This is a genomic window from Leadbettera azotonutricia ZAS-9 (genome assembly GCF_000214355.1).
Lineage (GTDB): Bacteria > Spirochaetota > Spirochaetia > Treponematales > Breznakiellaceae > Leadbettera > Leadbettera azotonutricia.
In genome coordinates, this window is record NC_015577.1 from 2,254,265 (window position 1) to 2,272,474 (window position 18,210).

18 protein-coding genes are annotated in these 18,210 nt (G+C 49.7%); 3 read left to right on the top strand and 15 right to left on the bottom strand.

Going from position 1 to position 18,210, the window contains the following annotated elements:
* Window positions 1-45: 45 nt before the first annotated feature.
* The 10 genes from TREAZ_RS09865 to TREAZ_RS18330 all read right to left on the bottom strand — a co-directional run bounded on the left by TREAZ_RS09865 (window position 46) and on the right by TREAZ_RS18330 (window position 9,908).
* Window positions 46-1,446: a hypothetical protein gene (locus TREAZ_RS09865; RefSeq protein ID WP_015711702.1), complete on the bottom strand. Its 1,401-nt coding sequence runs from the start codon at window positions 1,444-1,446 to the stop codon at window positions 46-48.
* Window positions 1,447-1,448: 2 nt separating this feature from the next.
* On the bottom strand, window positions 1,449-2,234 hold the full coding sequence (locus tag TREAZ_RS09870; RefSeq protein ID WP_015711703.1) for a FecR family protein: 786 nt from the start codon (window positions 2,232-2,234) through the stop codon (window positions 1,449-1,451).
* 8 nt (window positions 2,235-2,242) lie between these two features.
* Window positions 2,243-3,451 carry a hypothetical protein gene (locus TREAZ_RS09875; RefSeq protein WP_015711704.1) on the bottom strand — a complete coding sequence of 403 codons (1,209 nt, stop codon included), beginning with the start codon at window positions 3,449-3,451 and terminating at the stop codon, window positions 2,243-2,245.
* Window positions 3,444-3,917 carry a hypothetical protein gene (locus TREAZ_RS09880; protein WP_245535013.1) on the bottom strand — a complete coding sequence of 158 codons (474 nt, stop codon included), beginning with the start codon at window positions 3,915-3,917 and terminating at the stop codon, window positions 3,444-3,446. Before TREAZ_RS09880 ends, TREAZ_RS09875 begins: the two co-directional genes overlap by 8 nt.
* Before the next feature lie 61 nt (window positions 3,918-3,978).
* Window positions 3,979-4,173, bottom strand: a complete 195-nt coding sequence (locus TREAZ_RS09885) for a FeoB-associated Cys-rich membrane protein (protein ID WP_015711706.1) — start codon at window positions 4,171-4,173, stop codon at window positions 3,979-3,981.
* A gap of 33 nt (window positions 4,174-4,206) precedes the next feature.
* Entirely contained in the window at window positions 4,207-5,688 is a 1,482-nt protein-coding gene (locus TREAZ_RS09890) for an FGGY-family carbohydrate kinase (RefSeq protein ID WP_015711707.1), read from the bottom strand.
* 1 nt (window position 5,689) lies between these two features.
* Window positions 5,690-6,595, bottom strand: a complete 906-nt coding sequence (locus tag TREAZ_RS09895; RefSeq protein ID WP_015711708.1) for a class II fructose-bisphosphate aldolase — start codon at window positions 6,593-6,595, stop codon at window positions 5,690-5,692.
* 11 nt (window positions 6,596-6,606) lie between these two features.
* Entirely contained in the window at window positions 6,607-8,001 is a 1,395-nt protein-coding gene (locus TREAZ_RS09900) for an L-fucose/L-arabinose isomerase family protein (RefSeq protein WP_015711709.1), read from the bottom strand.
* Window positions 8,002-8,015: 14 nt separating this feature from the next.
* Entirely contained in the window at window positions 8,016-9,029 is a 1,014-nt protein-coding gene (locus tag TREAZ_RS09905; RefSeq protein ID WP_015711710.1) for a LacI family DNA-binding transcriptional regulator, read from the bottom strand.
* A gap of 651 nt (window positions 9,030-9,680) precedes the next feature.
* Window positions 9,681-9,908 carry an ATP-binding protein gene (locus tag TREAZ_RS18330; protein ID WP_201764764.1) on the bottom strand — a complete coding sequence of 76 codons (228 nt, stop codon included), beginning with the start codon at window positions 9,906-9,908 and terminating at the stop codon, window positions 9,681-9,683.
* A gap of 298 nt (window positions 9,909-10,206) precedes the next feature.
* Here TREAZ_RS18330 and TREAZ_RS09915 point away from each other — a divergent pair, with 298 nt between their 5' ends.
* Window positions 10,207-10,893: an IS30 family transposase gene (locus TREAZ_RS09915; protein ID WP_015711711.1), complete on the top strand. Its 687-nt coding sequence runs from the start codon at window positions 10,207-10,209 to the stop codon at window positions 10,891-10,893.
* Complete coding sequence (locus TREAZ_RS09920; RefSeq protein WP_148257788.1) at window positions 10,877-11,368, top strand: hypothetical protein; 492 nt, start codon at window positions 10,877-10,879, stop codon at window positions 11,366-11,368. The genes TREAZ_RS09915 and TREAZ_RS09920 overlap by 17 nt, the downstream gene beginning before the upstream one ends.
* A 286-nt stretch (window positions 11,369-11,654) precedes the next feature.
* Here TREAZ_RS09920 and TREAZ_RS09925 read toward each other — a convergent pair whose 3' ends face one another.
* The 4 genes from TREAZ_RS09925 to TREAZ_RS09940 form a co-directional block, all read right to left on the bottom strand.
* Complete coding sequence (locus TREAZ_RS09925) at window positions 11,655-12,965, bottom strand: ABC transporter substrate-binding protein (protein WP_015711714.1); 1,311 nt, start codon at window positions 12,963-12,965, stop codon at window positions 11,655-11,657.
* 30 nt (window positions 12,966-12,995) lie between these two features.
* Window positions 12,996-13,844 (bottom strand): carbohydrate ABC transporter permease, encoded by an 849-nt coding sequence (locus tag TREAZ_RS09930; RefSeq protein ID WP_015711715.1) that lies wholly within the window; start codon window positions 13,842-13,844, stop codon window positions 12,996-12,998.
* The gene (locus TREAZ_RS09935) at window positions 13,841-14,767 is read right to left on the bottom strand and encodes a carbohydrate ABC transporter permease (RefSeq protein ID WP_043923446.1); all 927 of its coding nucleotides are present in this window, start codon (window positions 14,765-14,767) and stop codon (window positions 13,841-13,843) included. Before TREAZ_RS09935 ends, TREAZ_RS09930 begins: the two co-directional genes overlap by 4 nt.
* Window positions 14,768-14,850: 83 nt before the next feature.
* Window positions 14,851-15,738, bottom strand: coding sequence for an AraC family transcriptional regulator (locus tag TREAZ_RS09940; protein WP_015711717.1), 888 nt, complete (start codon window positions 15,736-15,738; stop codon window positions 14,851-14,853).
* A gap of 56 nt (window positions 15,739-15,794) precedes the next feature.
* Between TREAZ_RS09940 and TREAZ_RS09945 the strand changes: the two genes are divergently transcribed.
* Entirely contained in the window at window positions 15,795-17,294 is a 1,500-nt protein-coding gene (locus tag TREAZ_RS09945) for an MGH1-like glycoside hydrolase domain-containing protein (RefSeq protein ID WP_015711718.1), read from the top strand.
* Here TREAZ_RS09945 and TREAZ_RS09950 read toward each other — a convergent pair.
* Entirely contained in the window at window positions 17,284-18,207 is a 924-nt protein-coding gene (locus TREAZ_RS09950) for a glycoside hydrolase family 43 protein (protein ID WP_015711719.1), read from the bottom strand. The two genes, TREAZ_RS09945 and TREAZ_RS09950, sit on opposite strands and share 11 nt — an antisense overlap.
* Window positions 18,208-18,210 lie beyond the last annotated feature (3 nt).

Sequence of the window (18,210 nt, forward strand, 5' to 3'; positions counted from 1 at the left end):
GGCCAAGCCCGCTGCTTGTTTTTTCATATAATCTCCCGGTTAGTATTAAAAAACATGTTCCCATTCGCTGCCGTTGCCAATTGGAGTATTTGACTGGGTTACACCCAAAGTACGGATATCCAATGTATCAATATACACATAAAAATCATTATCCTCTTTAAACGAACCACTGAGTATATGAAAAACAGTATCGCTTCCGCCCAAAAAACTTCTTACGCAATGGCCGTTAATGATACGGTTATTTTCGCCAAGTCCGAAAAAAGTCATGGTGGTTCCGGTAAAAGGCTCGGAGGTTTCTGTAAAATGCTCGGGCAGCAATTTTGCGACGCCCCCTTTTCCGGGAATAAACGGGTCGGAGCTGCCCATATTGCCATAAAGCACATAAAGCGCATTATTTATTGCCTTCATTTCAAAAATACCAAAACCTTCCGTAAACTCCGAATCATACTCAATCCGGACTTCAGCTGCAACTCCTGAGCCTGAGGGTATTTTATAAATATGATATGCCGGAGACGCTTGATCAAACTGGATAGCCGCATAAAGGGTTCCGTCGGTTTCATCAACAGCAAGGGCATACACGATTCCCATATCAGGCAGGCCGCGGACAGAGGCCGGAGTATAAATCCCCGCTTCATCATCTGTTTCAAGAAAAGAAATTTTGCCTCCGTACAAGCCATAATAGAGGGTCCCGGGCCTCGACTCCGAACCGGGATCAAAGGCCAGGCATTCTATAGGATCGACCGAAGCAGTGCTGGGGAATTTAGTTATCTCGTTGCCTGGCGAAAAGCTTCCGTTAAAACGGGTAACCATATAATCAGGGTAACCGTTAATATCGCCTGTATTGGAGCCCACAAAAACACGTCCATAAGGATCGCTGACAATTTGGGAATAATCGGCCATGTTCAATTCAATCATTCCTCCGAAACCATCCCCAAGTGAAGCGGGATCGGGGGTAGACAACAGGGTAAAGACAAGATTGCCGTCATCAAAATGCGGTACCGCTATCATGGTTTCGGAAAGCCGGAGATTCACGGTGACATTCATGGCCTGCCCTTTGACATCTACCCCAGAAATTGAACCGGAGAAGGTTTTTGCAAAGGGGTAATAATCGGCGCCCAAAAATTCTATATCATGAATAACCGTACCTTTAATGTGTATGGTATAGGCGTTCCCCGCACTGTAGGGCACAGAAAAACTGAAAGTCTTTGAATCGTTAAGAGGGCCTTCTTCTATCGTATTCCTGGAATTTCTTATGCTTATGTAAACATCTTTCAGGGGAGGAAGCGCTTCAGGAAGGGTCAAAAAACTGCGGGCGCTGTTTTGGCCAAGGGAAATAACAAGATTTGTTTTTTCCGCATCGCCGTTCTTGCCGAAAAACATTCCGCAGGATGAAAGAAGGAATACTGCAAAGATTAAAATTATCAGGCTAAAAGATTTAATTTTCATTTTTACCATTCCAGTCTTATATTGGCATCACCGGAACTGTCTTTTATCCAGCCGCCGCCTATTGCCCCAAGGCCCGTGCCGGGACCGGAAGGATTGAAGAAGCCTCCTCCTATGCCAATAATTGAATTGCTGAAAATGCCTGGCCCGGATGAAGGGGGAAGGCTCGAATTCGATTCAATCCCTATAGGGAGATCCGGGGTAAGGCTGGAATTCGCTGTCTCCACGGGATCTGCGGTTCTTCCGGAAGAATCCACGTAACTCGTCTGGCCATTGCCGACATACGCGGGGATACCATCAGCGCCAAGATAAATAATGGTTCCTTCGGGGACAGAGACATTAAAAGAGTCGAGGTTGATAATGGTACCCCGTACGGACGCTGTCGCGCTGGGGCTGCGGATGGTAAAGTTGGTTTTTCCGCCCGCAGGGGGGTTAACCTCCGCCCTGATCCTGCCTGTCTGGAGCCGGAGGCCCACTTCTTCATTGCCCTCCCGGTCTGCAAGCTCCTGAATGGTAAGGCGGGTAAGGGGTTTAACAGTGAGGGTTGAATTGCCTATAGCCAGAATGGCGGTGCTTTTAAAGCTTGTCGAAATGGCTGTGTCTTTTTGGAGTACCGCGCCTATAGAAGCAGGGGACCAGGCTGCCTGACCCGGGGCTTTTACTTCGACAGTGCCGCTCAGTTCCCTTATGACTGCCCCGGAATTTGCATTTTGCCCAAAGAGGGGAATTGCGAAAGCGCAAACAGCAAACAAAATTGCCAGCAGGGATTTTTGGAAAATTTTATAATTCATAAGCGCTCCTATAGCGAAAGGGTCAGAGAGAGGGATACCTGCCAGCGTAGGGGGGTATCATCTGCAAAGACCTGGCCTCGGGCGGGGATGAACGCCCCGCCTCCAAGAACGGCAGACACATCCGACAGGGGAACCCATACAAGGGAACCGTAGAGTTCCCCGCCCAAAAGATAGGCGGCAGGATCGACCGCATAGCTATCGGGGTACGGCTCCTGATCGGTTTTGAGGAACACGGTGCCCTGGACATCCAAGGAGAGGGATTCTATGAGGTGAACTGTATAATCGCCCTTTATGCGCATGAGGCTGGAAAAACGGGGGCTAAAAATCATGCCTTGCTTAATAAAGCTGATGGCGGTAAAGCTTCCTATAATATCGCTTACATGGCCAGAGGCCCAGCGGGCATCAAGGGAAACCCTCATGGGGAGCGCGGCAGGCAGCAGCCAGTCCGCGCCGAGAAGGCCCGCAAAATGGAAGCCCAAATCCCCGCCCCCAGGCTCTGCCAAACCAGCCGCTATGCCCGCGTAAAAATCAATGCCGTTTTTTGGAGCAAACACATATTTCGCAAGGCCGTATTGGGTATGGAGCCGCTGGTCAGAACCGGAACGGAAATCGTTCTGCCCCAGGAGGCCAAAGCTGAACGTGTTTTTTGGAGACAAAAGGCCGGGGAAATCCCAGTTCACAGAATAGACCAGGCGGCGGGGGGCAAAATAGTTTTCAGTATCAGCATAATCAACTTCATCAGCCGGAGTCATGATGATCTCGGCGTCTTTTTTGTAGAGCAGGCCGGTATAGAACACCCCAAGGCTCAGGCGGGAATTTCCAATCCCATAGGAAGCCCCGACACCGTCAAAAAGCCCTGCAGCCGCAATGCCCAGGGTATCGGCAAACCGTATCCTTCCTGCTTCAATATAAAGCTTGCTGACAGGGGCAAAGGAAAATTCAAAGCGCCCTATGGTCGGCACAACCGCGCCGAAGCTTTCAGGGTCGGCCGCCCATCCATCGGCATACTGCATCCTGATCCCTGCGGAAAGGTAGAGGGCAGCGGTCTCTCCCAGGTTTGCCTGAAGCCAAGGGGTGGCTGCGACATCCAGGGAAAAATCATCATTGTATTTTGGAATGGCATTCAAAGTCAGGCCGAAATCCGCAGAAAAAACTGGAGCCTGGACAATGCAGAGGAAAGCGGCGCAGAAGCCCAGGGTCTTAATTATTTTAGCCATTGGCTTCCCCTGTTTCGCCGAGGAAGTCCAGTACCCTGCCTACGACATAGAGGAAATAATCGCCTCCCACCTTCATTCCCGGATCGACCCTGCCCTGGATGAGCTTGCGGTAGAGGAGCTGCCTGTAAGCATAACGGGGGCCGGGAAAAAGGGTATACATGAGGCCGCCCTTAATCCCAAAAGCCTTCATGACGAGAAAGGAGATGCCCCCCAGATTGGCCTCGTCACTTGCTGCGGCGCCCTTGGGCAGCCAGCCCCGGGAAAGGGCTTCGTCAAAAGCCGCCTGGGCGCCGACATTATTGGGCAGAACTCCTGCCGCAGGAAGCACAAAACGCGCAGCATCACTGTAAGAAATTGCCTGATTTTCAAGCAAAGAGTCCATTTCTGCAGCTGTTTGGGCTGCCGGGCTTGCCAAGCCAAGCCAAAATGCCAGAATTCCCAACAATGGCCAAATCTTCTGAAACATAATCACCTTTTCGATCATTATATCTCAAATAGTGCAAAAACACAAGTTATTTTTTGGGTAGTTATTTTTTAGGCAAGCCGCTGTTTGCAGCAGGAACGCGGCCCGCGGACGCGGTACAGTCGGAACACCCGCAGCCGCAGCCTGCTTTACCCCGGCGCAGATTCCGTATCAGCCTGATGAGCACAAAAGCCAGGGCCGCAAAAACAATTGCCCCCACAATAATAGTCGATCCATTGGTGCTCAAAAATTCCTTCATAATAATCTCCTCCCTCATGACGCCCTTCGATTGTCACGCTTTTACCGCAAATTCGCATTCGGACTTGATGTGCCCATGGAGGGCGCGGTAGGCTTCGAATTTTTCTTTATAAATACCCTGATATGTCCAGTCAGGTTCGATAGTCTCTTTTATCTGCGACATGGAACAGGCAGCTTCCTCTATGCCCCCATACACCCCTTCGGCCGCCGCGCAGAGGATAGCCCCTCCCAGGGCGCCGGCCTCCTTGACCTTGAGAACGCTGACCGGTATGCCCAACAGGTCGGCTTTAATCCTGAGCCAGGGACGGCTTTTGCTGCCGCCCCCAACTGCTATGAGGTGCTTTATAAAAATCTTCTCTTCTCCAAGGACAGCGATATTGAGCGCTTGATCCAGCACAAGACCTTCGAGGATTGCCTGGTACATATCGTACTTGCTTGTGCCGTAATCCATGCCGATGAACGCAAGCCGGGCCGCTGAATCCATGTAGGGCGTGCCGCTCCCCATAAGGTAGGGCTGCACCATAATCTTCGAGGGCTTGGGCTGGACCTTCCCGTCGAAGGCCGCAGGGGTTTCGCCATTGGAAGCAAAATTATCCACGAACCACTGCACCAAAAGGCCGGAAGTCTGGTTATAGGCAAGGGCGCAGAATTTCCCCTTTTCCCACAGCGGCTCGGAAGGGATGCCCTTGTTGGCCGTGAAGGCTTCGGGCAGCATAGCGCCTATGATGGGGGTAATGCACTCGGCGGTGCCCATGGAGCAGACCGCATAGCCGTCCCGGAGGCCCGAGCCAATGGCGTTCACAGGCTGGTCGTGGCCCCCGATAATGACATGGACATTTTCCGGGATATTCCATTCCCTGCAAAGGCTTTGCCGGAGCGTGCCAAGAATGGTGCCCATGGGCTTCGTATCCCCAAAGTGGCTGCGTTCCAGGCCGAAGCGTGAAATCAATTCATCGCTCCAGGCGCAGGTACGCACATCGAAGAACATAGTGCGGCAGGCCGCGGAATAATCCACCGCGGAATTTTCGCAGAATTGAAGGGCGATAAACTCTTCTATAAAAAGGATGCGGTCTATCTTTTCGTAAATATCAGGACGCTCGAATTTAAGGTAGAGCACCTTGGAAAGGCTGTAGGAAGGCGACAAGGGAAGCCCGCAGATCCGGGCTATTTCTTCGGGGCTTGTTTTTTTCTCGGCTTCAAAATATTCCTTTTCGCCCCAGCGGTCCGTAAAGAGCATGGGATCGAAAATTGGCTTCCCCGATTTATCGACAGCCACAAAGGCTTCGCCGAAAGTGCTGATGCAGAGGGCTTTGATTTCCCTGCCAAATGCAGCAGCGGTCTCGGCGAAAACTTCCTTTGTCTTGCCCCACAATTCCCCTGCGGTGAGAAGCCGGGTCCCATCGGGGCTTACCTTGATGGCGTAATTGCGATAGGCCCCTGAGATCTGGTTCCCTTTTTCGTCAAAGACAATGGCCTTAACACCGGTAGTGCCTACGTCCAAACCGCAGAAATACATATTACCCCTTCAGCGCAGGCCGGGTTTTATTTTCTCCAAGCATATCAACAATCACTTCCCGCACCCTTTTGTAAACTGCTTCCTGGGCTTTGCCGATATCATTATTGCTGTTTTTTAGGCCGTTTTCATAGGCCTGCCTGATCTCTGTGCCCACATTGATTTTGGCAATCCCCGCCTTTATCCCCCGGCGTATATAATCAACCTGGATGCCGCTGCCCCCGTGAAGCACCAGGGGGAGCTTCACTGCCTTATAAATGGCTGCGATATGATCCACGTCGAGCCTGGCCTCGGGCTTCTTCTGGCCTCTGGTAGCCTCCGCAACAGCGCCGTGTATGTTGCCCACTGCCACGGACATCCAGTCGCAACGGGATTCCTTTGCGAACTGTATTGCTTCGTTGATATCCGTGAAGCCCAGCTTGGTGGCAAATATCTCTTCGTAGGGCTTTATCGGCCCGCTCTCATGGCCCATGACAGCCCCCAGCTCGCCCTCGCAGGCAAGCCCCGAGGCATGCACCAAATCCGCAACACGGGCAGTGGCCTCGATATTGCCTTCAAGATCGAGGCGCGAGGCGTCCACCATCACCGACTGATACCCCGCGTCAATGGCGCGGCGTATGATCGGCAGGTAGTCCACCTGTTTCTGATCCTCATCGATGACCGGCACATGGTCCAGCCCCAGGAGGGTGAAGCCCGGCTTTTCGAACTTCCGGTATTCTTCGGCCACTGCTTCGAGGCTTTTGGAAGAAAACTTTTCCCATTCAACCCGGGCAACATGGATAATGGCGATGATGTTTTCATCTTTCACCGCTGCTGCCACAGGCTCGACCATGGGAAGGTAGGGGATGTTGAAAGCAGGAACCGCAGTCCCTATCTCCCGCGCCTTAAGTATCACGTCTTTTGCGTTCATTGTACGACCTGTCAGAACGAGTGGATTTCGTAGCCCAGGTATTTCTCCAGGGCTTCCCGCACTGCCCAGGCTGTTTTGCCCGCAGTGAGGCTCAAGTGATGACGATACCCTTCTTTTCCCACATAGTCAACGATTTCCCCCATGCGGGGATGTTCCATGACCACGCCGCAGCCGAAGAAGCCTTCTTCTATGGCATCGCCGGTGAGATAGCCCTCGCCCAGGAAAGCCCAGATTTTGCCGTCCTCTGTTTTGGCGCTGCCAAAGGTCACAGGCAGGTTCTGCCTGATCTGCCCATGGTTGATACCCACCCCGGAACCGGCGCCGAGGCTCTTCCTGAACATCAGGTGCTCCTCGGTAATGCCCTTGCCCTCCATTAACGAAATAGGCACAGGCCCGCAGTGGAAAAGTATGCTCTTGTTGTCGTCCAAGCCAAAGTTATTGTTGATATCCAGCAGCATAGGGGCCGAGTCCCCGGCCAGGGATATGGCCTTCATGATAATGGCGTTGGCAATATCCACTTCGCAGCCCGCGGCAATGCCCCGTTCGTTCAGCTCGCCGAGGAGCAGGCAGGGCGCCACGCCGAAACTCAGCTCCAGTTCGTCCCAGCACCTTATTGCAACAGCGTCAAGCTGGTATTCTTCTATATAATTGTCAATAACCACCCCAAGGCGGGAAATAGTGTCCAGCTTTGCAGCCTCGTAATTGAACTGGGTAGTTTCGAGGAGCTTCTTCTTTTTTGCCTCGATACGTCCTGAATCCGCTTCTTTCATGAGACGGAAAATCTGGGAAAGGTCAAAGCTTTCGATATTGATGCCGTGCCGCTGAAGCCCGATCTCGTCCACCCTCACGGTTTTGAAAGCCGTGGTCCTGGCGCCAAAGGAGCCCAGATTCATGCGCCGCATGGTCTTTACAATGCGGCAAATGCCTGCGAATTTTTGCAGATGCTCCTGGAAAACCTCTTCCCCCGGATCAACCGTAAAAGGAGGGATTATGGTGTACTTGATACCGCACTGCCGCAGCACATTGCACATGGCAAATTTGCCGCACATGGAATCCCTGCGGTGGGCAAAATCCATCTTCCCCGGCATATCCCGGTAAGCCTGCACCAGTATGGGCACCCCAGCCTCGCTCAGGGCAGCCTGGGCCCCGTTTTCGTCGCTGAAGTTGGGCATACAGAGTATGACCCCCTGGAACTGCCCCGCATGCTCCCTGAGGAACGCGGCGTACTTCCGCCCCTCCTCCCTGGTTTCCACAGCCCCAAAGCGGGTCAGCTTCTCGTCCATGGCGATATAGCCATACCCGGCCTTTTCCACAGCCTGGATAAGCTCCCTGCGCGCATCGGCAATGAGCTCACCGGGGAAAAAACCCCGGTTCCCGAAAAATAGAGCGAATGTAAGTTTGGTCATTTGAGCAAATCTCCTTATAATATAGAATTCTCCGGCGTCTTGAGCACCACATCGAGAACCTTGACGACCGGTTTACCGCCTATTTTATTTTGTATCTTGTCCATTAAAATATCAATGCACAATTTTGCTTCATCTTCTTTGGAACCCACCGTCGGAAAATTTAGAGGTATCATGAGTTTTTCCTGAAGATTGTCGCAGCCTGTTACCTGAATATGGGGAAAGCGGCCCCTTAGGGCGTAGATTATTTCGTAGGCCATGAGATCACTGTGGGCCATAATAGCGGTAAAGGGGATCTTATCTTTCAATACCTGGATGATGGCATCCCTGGTTTTTCCTTCTTTAATATCAGTAATTTTAATCAGATCTTCTTTAACCCGAATTCCCCGTTTTTTATGGGCATCGCGATAACCCTGCAAACGGTCGGTGCCGCTCGAAATGTACAGAGGACCGCCGGCATAGAGGATATTGGTATGCCCCCGATCGAGGAGATAACCGGCAGCCAGTTCTCCTACTTTAACATCATCCCAATGAACAGTATCCACTTCGATGTCTCTGAAATACCGTCCGACCAGCACAAAAGGCAGAGGCAGTTTCTGGAGCAGTTTGATGTTGTCCGTATTCTCCTGGACAGGGCAGATAATGATGCCATCAACTTTTTTACTATAAGCTGAAAAAATAGCCTCTTCTTCCTGTCGGGAATTTTCGTTAGTGTTGTAAATAATAATTGAAAAACCAGCCTGTTTAGCATTGAATTCGATATCCCGTACCAGGGTGCCGAAAAAGGGGTTGGCTATATCGCCTACGATGACTGCCAGTGTGTTGGTCTGACCCGATCTCATGGAACCAGCAGCAGCATCCCGTACATACCCCATGGCTTTGGCGGCCTTGTCGATGATTTTTTTTGTCTTTTCCGAGATATCGCTCTTGTTTTTCAGAGCCCTGGACACTGTATTGATGGTAAAGCCGGTTTTTTGGGCTATATCCTTGAGGGTGACACGTTTTGGGGCTTCCCGCACATTAACGTTCAAGTAATTCAACTCCGATTTCAATTAGTATTTCATTATTTTCCCTGAAAATATAAAGACTGTCAAGAGAAAAATCATATTTCTTCTCTTAAATGTTAAAAACAACTAAGGTTCTTTTTTTTAAATTTTTGTTAATAAATCTTAAATAACAGGGTTACAATAACGTTAATGTTATATAAATGTAATGGGGAGGAGATAATCTATGAAAATCAATTATAAGATGACACAATTTACCCCAATACCCATATACAGAGTGGCAATATATAATACAACGCTATATATAGCGTGTCAGTTTCTAATTCTCAAAATACATTTTATTCTCAAAGAAGCTCGGGCTGAAAAAATTCATTCTCGTATGCGCTAAAAGCCGCGTATGCGGCATAAATTTTTTTTAGGAGTTTGGAAAATGAGGAAAAGACAAATGCTTTCTAAGATCTTTAGTGTTTTTCTTGTCACTGGAACGCTTTTATTCCTGAGCTGTTCCACAGATGACGATGGCGGCGGCAATGGTAGACCACAGCCGGAACCTGGCTTATGTAAACTATGGTCGAAATGACCCAACAGTCCGGTCCATGTGATCCACGAGCACGGAAAAAGATGATCCAGGTCTCCGGGATGAGATCCACCTCGGAGACCATTTTAAATCGCGAATTATTAAATGACACTCTTGCGTTTACACATAGATTTTTCTCCCCGGATATTGACGGTATAAGAATTATGAACTGTCCGGTCGAGAATAGCGTCAGCAATGGGAACAGAGCCAATCTTTCCATGCCAGCCGCCTGGTTCTACCTGGCTTGTGAATATGGTGGAATTATTGGAACAGCGGGACTCAACTACTTCAAGAAGGTCCCGGCTTTCAGTTTCAGAAAGGGGGGTCAACAGCTATTTGTCCAGAATGAGCAGGTCGTTTTTTTTATAAACCTGTATTATTTTGGGAAACACCCCTTCGCCCCGCACAACGGCAAGGTCATCCAGCAATTCAGGCAAGCGGATGTACTTCACGGAATGGAAACTACGGCCTATGGACGCAAGTCATATTTTAGGATGGTCGTTTTTGCTTGCGGATCACTCTCCGTATAGGTGGATCATTTTGGGCCGGACTGCTGGATCACTTGCGCCGGATCGGTGGGTCTAAATCGCCGTTGTTTACAGCTTAACCCTTGAACAACAAAAGACAATGGTTACACTCATAGCGGGCAGATTAGCCAAGGACAATCGCAGTTTGAAGACCAATTATGAAACCATTTATCAATGGATTTACGAAGACAGGCCGGATCTATTCTGCTATCTTGTCCGGCACCATAAGAAACGCAGGGATCGAGGCTCCGCAAAGGGCAAAAGGCTGCCAAAAGTGCTTTATAGGACCATGATTGGCGAAAGGCCCCGGTATATCGACAACCGCAAGGAATTTGGCCATTGGGAGGCCGACACGGCCATATCCAGGCAAAGCAAGGCGGCCATAATGGCCACGGTTGAACGGAAAACCCGGTTTTTATTGGTCAGGAAAATAAAGAGCAAATCGGCCCCCTGCATGCATGAAGCCCTGGTCAAATGCCTTGGGGAATATCCGTTGCGAAACCGCATGTCAATCACCTATGACAATGGGACTGAAAACGCTTTTCACCTGGCAACCAATAATTGCCTGAATACAAAATCGTATTTCTGCAATCCCTACCACAGCTGGGAAAAAGGGAGCATTGAAAACAGGATTGGGATTCTCAGGAGATATTTTCCTAAAAGGACGAATTGGATCTTGATCACGCAATTACAAATTGATAAGGTAGTAAAAGAAATAAATTCCAGGCCTATGAAGCGATTAGGCTTTAGAACACCTTACGAGGCCTTTGTTGCACTTCGCTCTTAAATCCGGGACTTTTAAAAACATTGATGTACTTTTTAGTTATGACTCAAGAGAACCTCATCACCTGAACCTTGATGAACGTTCCGTAATGAGCATCGTAGGCCTTGACGGCACTTATTTTTCAGATATTGTCTGGGAGGATATCCGGATTTACAACTGCCAACGCCTTATCTGCATGACTTTTGTGGACGATTTCTGGCATGGCGATCTGCCGGGGCATCAAGAACATGAAGGCGGTATACAGAATGCGGCTTTTTTAAATATCAGTTCCATTTCATCCGGAAAGAACATCCATGGCAGCCGTATATCCAATGAAATCCTCTTAAATGGTTACGGTGGTGATAAATATGTCACAAATCCCAAAAAATATATAGAAAACATTATTTTTGAAAATGTTATCATAGACGGCATGAAGTTGACCGCTTCATATGACCGTCTGCGAAAAAATAACTATGTCCGGAATCTGGTCTTTAAATAACCGATCAGTTGGCGTTATCCCCAGACAGAACCTAATACAAGACCGTGCTTGATATAACACTGCAGGAAAGAAAATACCTCTAGTACCGGGATACGGCTGTGCATTCTAGAAGCGATAATGCAGAATATGGTTAATATCGCAAAGTATGGTTTTGGCAAAGGGGCAAAGATTGAAAACCGGCACTGCTCCCGGAATTACCAGTGCCCAAAGAAAAACAGGCATAATAAAACAGGACCCGGCGGCAAAATGTGCACCCAGGGCCCTATTTTTAAGTTACACTAAAATTCTACTTCTTAGCCAGCCTGACGAGGAGGGCATAGAGTTCCTGGGCACCAGCGGCGGTAGTGGCCTGGCCAAAGGCTACCCGCTGATAGATGAGGTTCAGGGTACTGTTGAGTTCAGTATCATTGGGCAAGTGGGGGGTCTCGGGTGAAGTATGGGAACCGGCTACATCATGATAGGCGAAGACTTTTTTATCCGTATCGGAAGCAACCGCCGATGCCCCCTGCCTGAAGGTGGAAGAAGAAGAAATACCGCGGTCGTTGCCGATAACCTTTCCGGCTTCGGGGCTATTTACCAGGAAGTTGACAAATTTTACCGCAGCTTCGAGATTCTTTGATGCGCTATTGATGGTATAAACCTGGCTTAGCTGGGGCCAGAGGGCCTTGGTAGCAGCAGCGCCGGGAAGTTCAATGATCTCCAAAACGTCAGTGGTGGCAGACTGGTAATTCCCAAACTGATTTGAAACAATGAAGCCGATGGCTACCTTGCCGGCGATAAGGGACGATGAATCGACGTTGGTTTCGGCATAACCGGCAGAAATATCCGCTGGGGGAACAAAGCCGTTATCCCGGTAGTCCTTGAACAGGTCAAGGAATTTCTTAGCCTCAGCTACGGTTACCTTGGTGGTTCCCGATACATCATCATAAATGGGAGTGCCATTCCAGCGGAGCCAGTAGCCAAAACCAGTGGAACCTGAGGCGGTTGAACCAAAATCTTCAAGGGGATACACTCCTGCGGGGAGTCTGGGTTTGATGGATGCAAGGTAGGCACGGAATTCTTCCCAAGTCATGGTTACTTTGGGCAGGGCTACGCCAGCTTTTTCCAACAGTGTCTTGTTGTAGATCAGCGCTGGAATGGTAGCGCCTGTGGATACTGCATAGAGGTGGCCAATAGTCCCGGCAGCAATGGCGCCGGTATCGATAGTGGAAACATCAAGAAGCCCCCCCTTGTAGGGATCCAGATTGAGGGGTACACCCTTGGCGATGTAATCGGGGTAGTTGCCGCCCATCTGGATAATGTCGGGACCATTCCCGCCGGCCAACTGGGTATCAACCTTGTTGAAGTGATCCCCTGTACCGCCTGATACTTCGATATTCACCACAATGCCGGGATTGGCAGCCTGGAAGGCGTCAATGGCGGCCTGGCTCGCCTTAACCCTGGCTTCGCTGCCCCAGAATGCCCAGCGAAGGACAATATTGCTGGGACTACTTCCGGTAGCGGCGCCGAAACCGCTGCTGCTTTGGCCGCCGCCGCCCGCAAAGACCATAGCAGCGCTCATCATTATAACAAGCATTACTAATACAATTTTCTTCATCTTGATACCTCCAAAAATTTATGGGATAAACTATCCCTTGATACCTGTAGTGGAAATCCCCTGAACAAAATATTTTTGCAGAGAAAAGAACAGAATAAAGCAGGGTACTATTGAAAGTACCGCCATGGCAAACATGGAACCCCAGGACGACATACCTGAAGAATCTATAAAAAGCCGCAGCCCCATGGGAACCGTATAGCCTTGAGGCGAGTTAAGGTACAGGAGCTGGTTGAAGAAATCGTCCCAGGTCCAGAGAAAGGTAAATAGCACCGTAGTGATAAGAGCCGGCACAGTAAGGGGCAGGATTATTTTAAGGTAGATGCCAAATTTGCCGCAGCCGTCAATGATGGCCGATTCGTCAAGGTCTTTGGGAAGGCTGCGTATAAACTGCACCAGAAGGAATACAAAGAAGGCATCAGTTGCAAAGAGTTTAGGAACTATCAGGGGCAGATAGGTATCGATCCAGCCGAATGTCCTGAAAATGATATACCGGGGAATGGTGGTAACATGCCCAGGCAGCATGAGGGTCAGCATCATAACGCCAAACCAGAAATTCCTCCCCTTAAAGCGTAGTCTGCCAAAGGCATAAGCCGTAAGGGAACAGAAAATAGCATTAAAAATCACGCAGAGGACACAGATGAAAAAAGAGTTTTTGAAAAAGGTGCCAAAACCAACAATACCTATGCCCTGCCATCCATTGACATAGTTCTGTAAGGTCACTGCCTTGGGGATGAGGCTCGGATCGCTAAAGATCGTATTCCCGGCCTTAAAGGAAGCGGCAATGAGCCAGATAACAGGGTAGAGCATCCCCACCCCGAGGATAATGATAATGAGGTTTGAAATGCCAGAAATGACAAGTTGCCTGGGTCCATTTTTCATTCTCCGCTCCCGTAACTTACCAGGGACCCTGACAGTTTGAAGGTCAGAACCGTGAGCCCGGCGATGAGAAGGAGGAGTACCCAAGCCATAGCAGAGGCATACCCCATCTCGTAGAAGGCAAAGCCTTTAAGGTAGAGGTAGAGGCTATAGAACATGGTTGAATCCAAAGGCCCTCCCTGGCCGCCCGAAACAATGAATGCTTGGGTAAAGGACTGGAAGGCGCTGATCATCTGCATTACAAGGTTAAAAAAGATGATGGGCGAGAGGCTCGGCAGGGTGATGGCAATAAACTGCTTCACTCTGCCAGCCCCGTCTACACTGGCAGCTTCATAATATTCCTGTGGTATTTGCTTAAGGCCCGCCAGGAAGATGATCATGGGGGACCCGAACTGCCACACTGCAAGAAGTATCAGGGTATAGAGAGAATACTTGGGGTTCGATATCCAGGCCGGGGGATCAACGCTGAAGACAGCCCTCAAAATAGCGTTGATGACCCCGTCTGCCGCAAAGAGGCGACGCCAAAGCACCGCAATGGCCACCGACCCCCCCAGGAGGGTGGGTATATAATAAATGGTTCTATAAAAGGGAATGAGCTTCAGCTTTTGGTTCATCAGCATAGCTATCGCCAGGGCAAAGACAAGCTTTAGGGGAACAGAAATAAACACAAAGCGGAGTGTCACAAAAAGGGAATTGAGGAACCGCGTATCCCTAGGGAACTCATCGTTCCCAACAAACATAATAAAAAAGTTCTGCAGCCCTATCATCTTAGGGGGCTGAAGGAGGTTGTACTGGGTAAAGGACAGGTACAGGGAATAGATCATGGGATAGAGGGTTAACACAAAAAAACCTAAGAGCCACGGAACAAGAAAAACATAGGACGAAAGGTTTTCGAGGATAATTTTGTTCAAAGGCTTGCTATTCATGTACATTCTCCCATTCCAGTATATATTTAATTAAAAAAACCTGCCAATCAAATATTGCGGTTTTCTAATCAGGTATTGCGCTTTTATTGTTCATATGGAAGAAGCGAGATTTTCCCGTTCCGGTAGACTGAGGGGCTTGCTCCGATATTGGCCTTAAAGAGCCGGTTAAAGGTGGCTATGCTCTGGAAACCGCAGATATAGGCAATATCCGTAACCGGCTTATCCGATTCCACAAGTTGTTTTTCCGCCTGACGCAGCCTGATGCGGGTAAGATGGCTGCGGAAACCCTGGCCGGTCTGCTCTTTCAAAAAACGGGACAAGTGGTATTTGCTTAAACCTATGCCTTGGGCTGCGTTCTCCAGGGTAAAATCGGGGTTATCATAATTATCAAGCATAAGCGAAAAAATCCGCTCAAGATGTTGGGTATTGTTTTTTTTATTAGCGATTCTTCCCTGGTCAGGCTGCTCGGCGGATATTTCCCGCAGAAAGATCACTGCTATCTCATAAAGTTTTGATTTTATCACCAGCCTGTAACCGGGTTTTTTTTGCTGATATTCCTCAAAAATCGCCATGAGAAGACCTTCCAGGCGGACATGGATGACGCTGTCCTTTGAGGGGGTAATGAGGGAGCGGCGGCTGAAAACCGGCCCCTGAAAATTCCGATCCTGAATTTCGAGGAGGGTTTCATCAAAAATTTCGAGACCGAACTGAAAGATCCTTACATAGGATCTTGGACTGGGGTCGAAAAAGCCATGGATGAGGCCTGTGTTTACTGTGATGATGTCTCCCTGGCTTCCTTCCCACTGCTGCCCGTTGATATAAACCTTGAGGGTCCCTTTTAATATATAAAGAATTTCTACACGCTCATGCCAATGGAGGGGAAACCAAAAAGGAGCTTTATAACTATCCCAAGTCAAAAAAGGGAAAGAGCGATCCAGCGGGGCATTTTCGTAAAAGGGCTTCTCATTCACCAGGAATCTCCTCTATTATTCTATATGATATATGTCAAATTGAAAAGGAGAATAATGTGGATATTGCCCCAATAAAGACCTCGGTAGAATTCAATACTTCGGACCCTTTTCTCATGAAACTCTATGATGCGGCCGATACCATGCTCAAACGCAATATCAAAAATTTTGCCGGACGACCTGTTCTTATCGAAGGAGGAGGCTATAATTCCATCTGGATAGAAACCCAGCCCATGGGGGGTGAGATGTATGCAAAGCGCTGCATGGAGGCTGCCATAAACAATGTACTCCTCTTTATGGAGTATCAGCATGAAAACGGCCGCTACCCTTACCGACTGAGCGTGGTTGACGGGGCCCTTGAGCCTGCTTATTTCCAATTTCAGGGATTCTGTTTTCCCCATCATGCCCTCAATCTTTATTACTGGAGCAAAAAAAAGAGCCCCCTCTATCTTGAAAAACTCTATAAGTCCCTGGAAGCCTACGACACCTACCTCTGGAAATACCGAGATTCTGATGGCGATGGCTGCCTTGAAATATGGTGCCCCCTGGATACAGGGGAAGATTTTTCCAACCGTTTTGCAGGGGCCACCGAGGCCCACTGGAATTGGCCCGGTGAAACAGCACCCAAAAACGATCCTGTCTTCCCCATAGAGTCTATGGATGTAATGGCCTATTCCCACGACGCCCGATCGGCGCTGGCAAAAATTTCTGCCATCCTCAATAACGGCAGGGAAAAGGAGTGGCTCGAAAAAGCTAAAAAAATCCGGGAAAAAATACATTCCTATCTCTGGGACGATAGCCGTGGCGCCTGCTACGACCGGGGCAGGGATAACGCTTTTATGCCCGCCCTTCAGCATAACAACTTGCGAGTCATGTATCACGAAGCTTTTTCAGAAAACATGGCCCAGCGTTTTGTAAAAGAGCATCTCCTCAACCCCGAAGAATTCTTTACCCCCATGCCCCTGCCTTCAATAGCAGTCAATAATCCGGTCTTCAGGAATATCAGCGAGAATAACTGGAGCGGCCAGTGCGAGGGGCTTACCTATCAGCGGGCAATCAGGGCCCTGGAGAATTACGATTTCTATTCGGAACTTACACGTATCGGGAACAAGCTCCTCGACTGTGTAGGGAAGCGGAACACCTTCCCCCAGCAGTTTGATCCCTTTACAGGAGAATTTTCCGAAGCCGACAAGCGGACCACCTACGGCCCTACAGCCTTGAGTGTCCTTGAATATATCTCCCGCTTTTACGGCGTCCATGTGCAGTTTGATGAAATCTGGTGGGGCGCCCTTGGCCGCGGCGAACACGAACTCTCCTATACCCAACATTGGGGCGGGGATTCCTATACCGTAGAAACAAAAGGGGGCAAAATATCGGGCAGCTTTAACGGGAATGAGATTTTCCTCCTCCCCCGGGGGCTCCGGGCAGCAAGCGATTGGCAGGGCCGGGTAAAACGCCTCATCAACGCCTCAGAAAAAGCTTTGGAGGCGGAGTTTGTCATTAATGGGGAAAAGGGAACTGTTCTGCTTAAACCCAACGAGATTTTTTTCAGGAAATAATATCCTTGCCGGGCTTCACCATGCCATCTTCATCGATCATTTCGATGAAGATGGGCCGTTCATTGGGGGTCTTGTTGGGAGTGTGCACCGTCAGATAGAGTTTACCTTCAACCGAATGGAAGAGCATGCCATGGCCCCCGTCGGCGGAATAAAGGGGATCTTTTAATTGCTTCCAGGGGCCTGTAACAAGGCCGCTCTCGGATTTTGCCAGCCCTATGCGATAGGCCCCGTCCGGGCCGAAGGATGACCAGAGCATAAGGAGGGCGCCGTTTTTGGCAGTGTAAAGGTTGGGGCCATCGGTAACATAGTTCCCCGGAAGGCGGTTTCGAGCCGGGTCCGGCTTGAGCGGGCTTGCCCAGGGCGCCTCACTGGCCCTGAACAGCAGCTCCGGCTTTCCCGCAGCCGACTTCAAGTCTTCTGTCAGAGGGAGGAGGCATATCTCGCCATCTGCTACCTGCTGCCATTCGTGGCAGAAGATCATCCAGGGCCGGCCCTCGGCGTCAAGGTAGAGTGTGCCGTCAAGGCATTCCCATTCAGCAGGAGTCACGGGCCCTGACGATCCTGAGGCATTCAGGCTCCATGGATTATAAGGGCCGGTGACACCCCCCTCACTTTTGAGGATTGCCGTACCGCGCCTGCCCTCTTTGGGTTTAAAAGTGGCAAACATATACCAGGAACCGTTATAGCGGTGCACTTCGGGAGCCCAGAAATTCGTTTCTGACCAAAAATCTTCGGGCGGACGGAAGACAGGGAAAGGCCCCTCAAATTCGGAAAGCCCTCCCCTGCTTATATACCCATCAAAACCGGTTCCCCGACTTTTCCAGATGTCTTTGTCTGTGGAGCCAAAGAGATAGTAGACCTCATCTTCCGGAACAACAAAGGGGTCCCGGATTTGTATATCCGAAATATGCATTCC

What these genes read in the sequence shown, in the direction of transcription:
- TREAZ_RS09865 (WP_015711702.1), bottom strand. Translation starts at nt 1,446, where the DNA reads ATGAAAATTAAATCTTTTAGCCTGATAATTTTAATCTTTGCAGTATTC.
- TREAZ_RS09870 (WP_015711703.1), bottom strand. Translation starts at nt 2,234, where the DNA reads ATGAATTATAAAATTTTCCAAAAATCCCTGCTGGCAATTTTGTTTGCT.
- TREAZ_RS09875 (WP_015711704.1), bottom strand. Translation starts at nt 3,451, where the DNA reads ATGGCTAAAATAATTAAGACCCTGGGCTTCTGCGCCGCTTTCCTCTGC.
- TREAZ_RS09880 (WP_245535013.1), bottom strand. Translation starts at nt 3,917, where the DNA reads ATGTTTCAGAAGATTTGGCCATTGTTGGGAATTCTGGCATTTTGGCTT.
- TREAZ_RS09885 (WP_015711706.1), bottom strand. Translation starts at nt 4,173, where the DNA reads ATGAAGGAATTTTTGAGCACCAATGGATCGACTATTATTGTGGGGGCA.
- TREAZ_RS09890 (WP_015711707.1), bottom strand. Translation starts at nt 5,688, where the DNA reads ATGTATTTCTGCGGTTTGGACGTAGGCACTACCGGTGTTAAGGCCATT.
- TREAZ_RS09895 (WP_015711708.1), bottom strand. Translation starts at nt 6,595, where the DNA reads ATGAACGCAAAAGACGTGATACTTAAGGCGCGGGAGATAGGGACTGCG.
- TREAZ_RS09900 (WP_015711709.1), bottom strand. Translation starts at nt 8,001, where the DNA reads ATGACCAAACTTACATTCGCTCTATTTTTCGGGAACCGGGGTTTTTTC.
- TREAZ_RS09915 (WP_015711711.1), top strand. Translation starts at nt 10,207, where the DNA reads ATGGTTACACTCATAGCGGGCAGATTAGCCAAGGACAATCGCAGTTTG.
- TREAZ_RS09925 (WP_015711714.1), bottom strand. Translation starts at nt 12,965, where the DNA reads ATGAAGAAAATTGTATTAGTAATGCTTGTTATAATGATGAGCGCTGCT.
- TREAZ_RS09930 (WP_015711715.1), bottom strand. Translation starts at nt 13,844, where the DNA reads ATGAAAAATGGACCCAGGCAACTTGTCATTTCTGGCATTTCAAACCTC.
- TREAZ_RS09935 (WP_043923446.1), bottom strand. Translation starts at nt 14,767, where the DNA reads ATGAATAGCAAGCCTTTGAACAAAATTATCCTCGAAAACCTTTCGTCC.
- TREAZ_RS09950 (WP_015711719.1), bottom strand. Translation starts at nt 18,207, where the DNA reads ATGCATATTTCGGATATACAAATCCGGGACCCCTTTGTTGTTCCGGAA.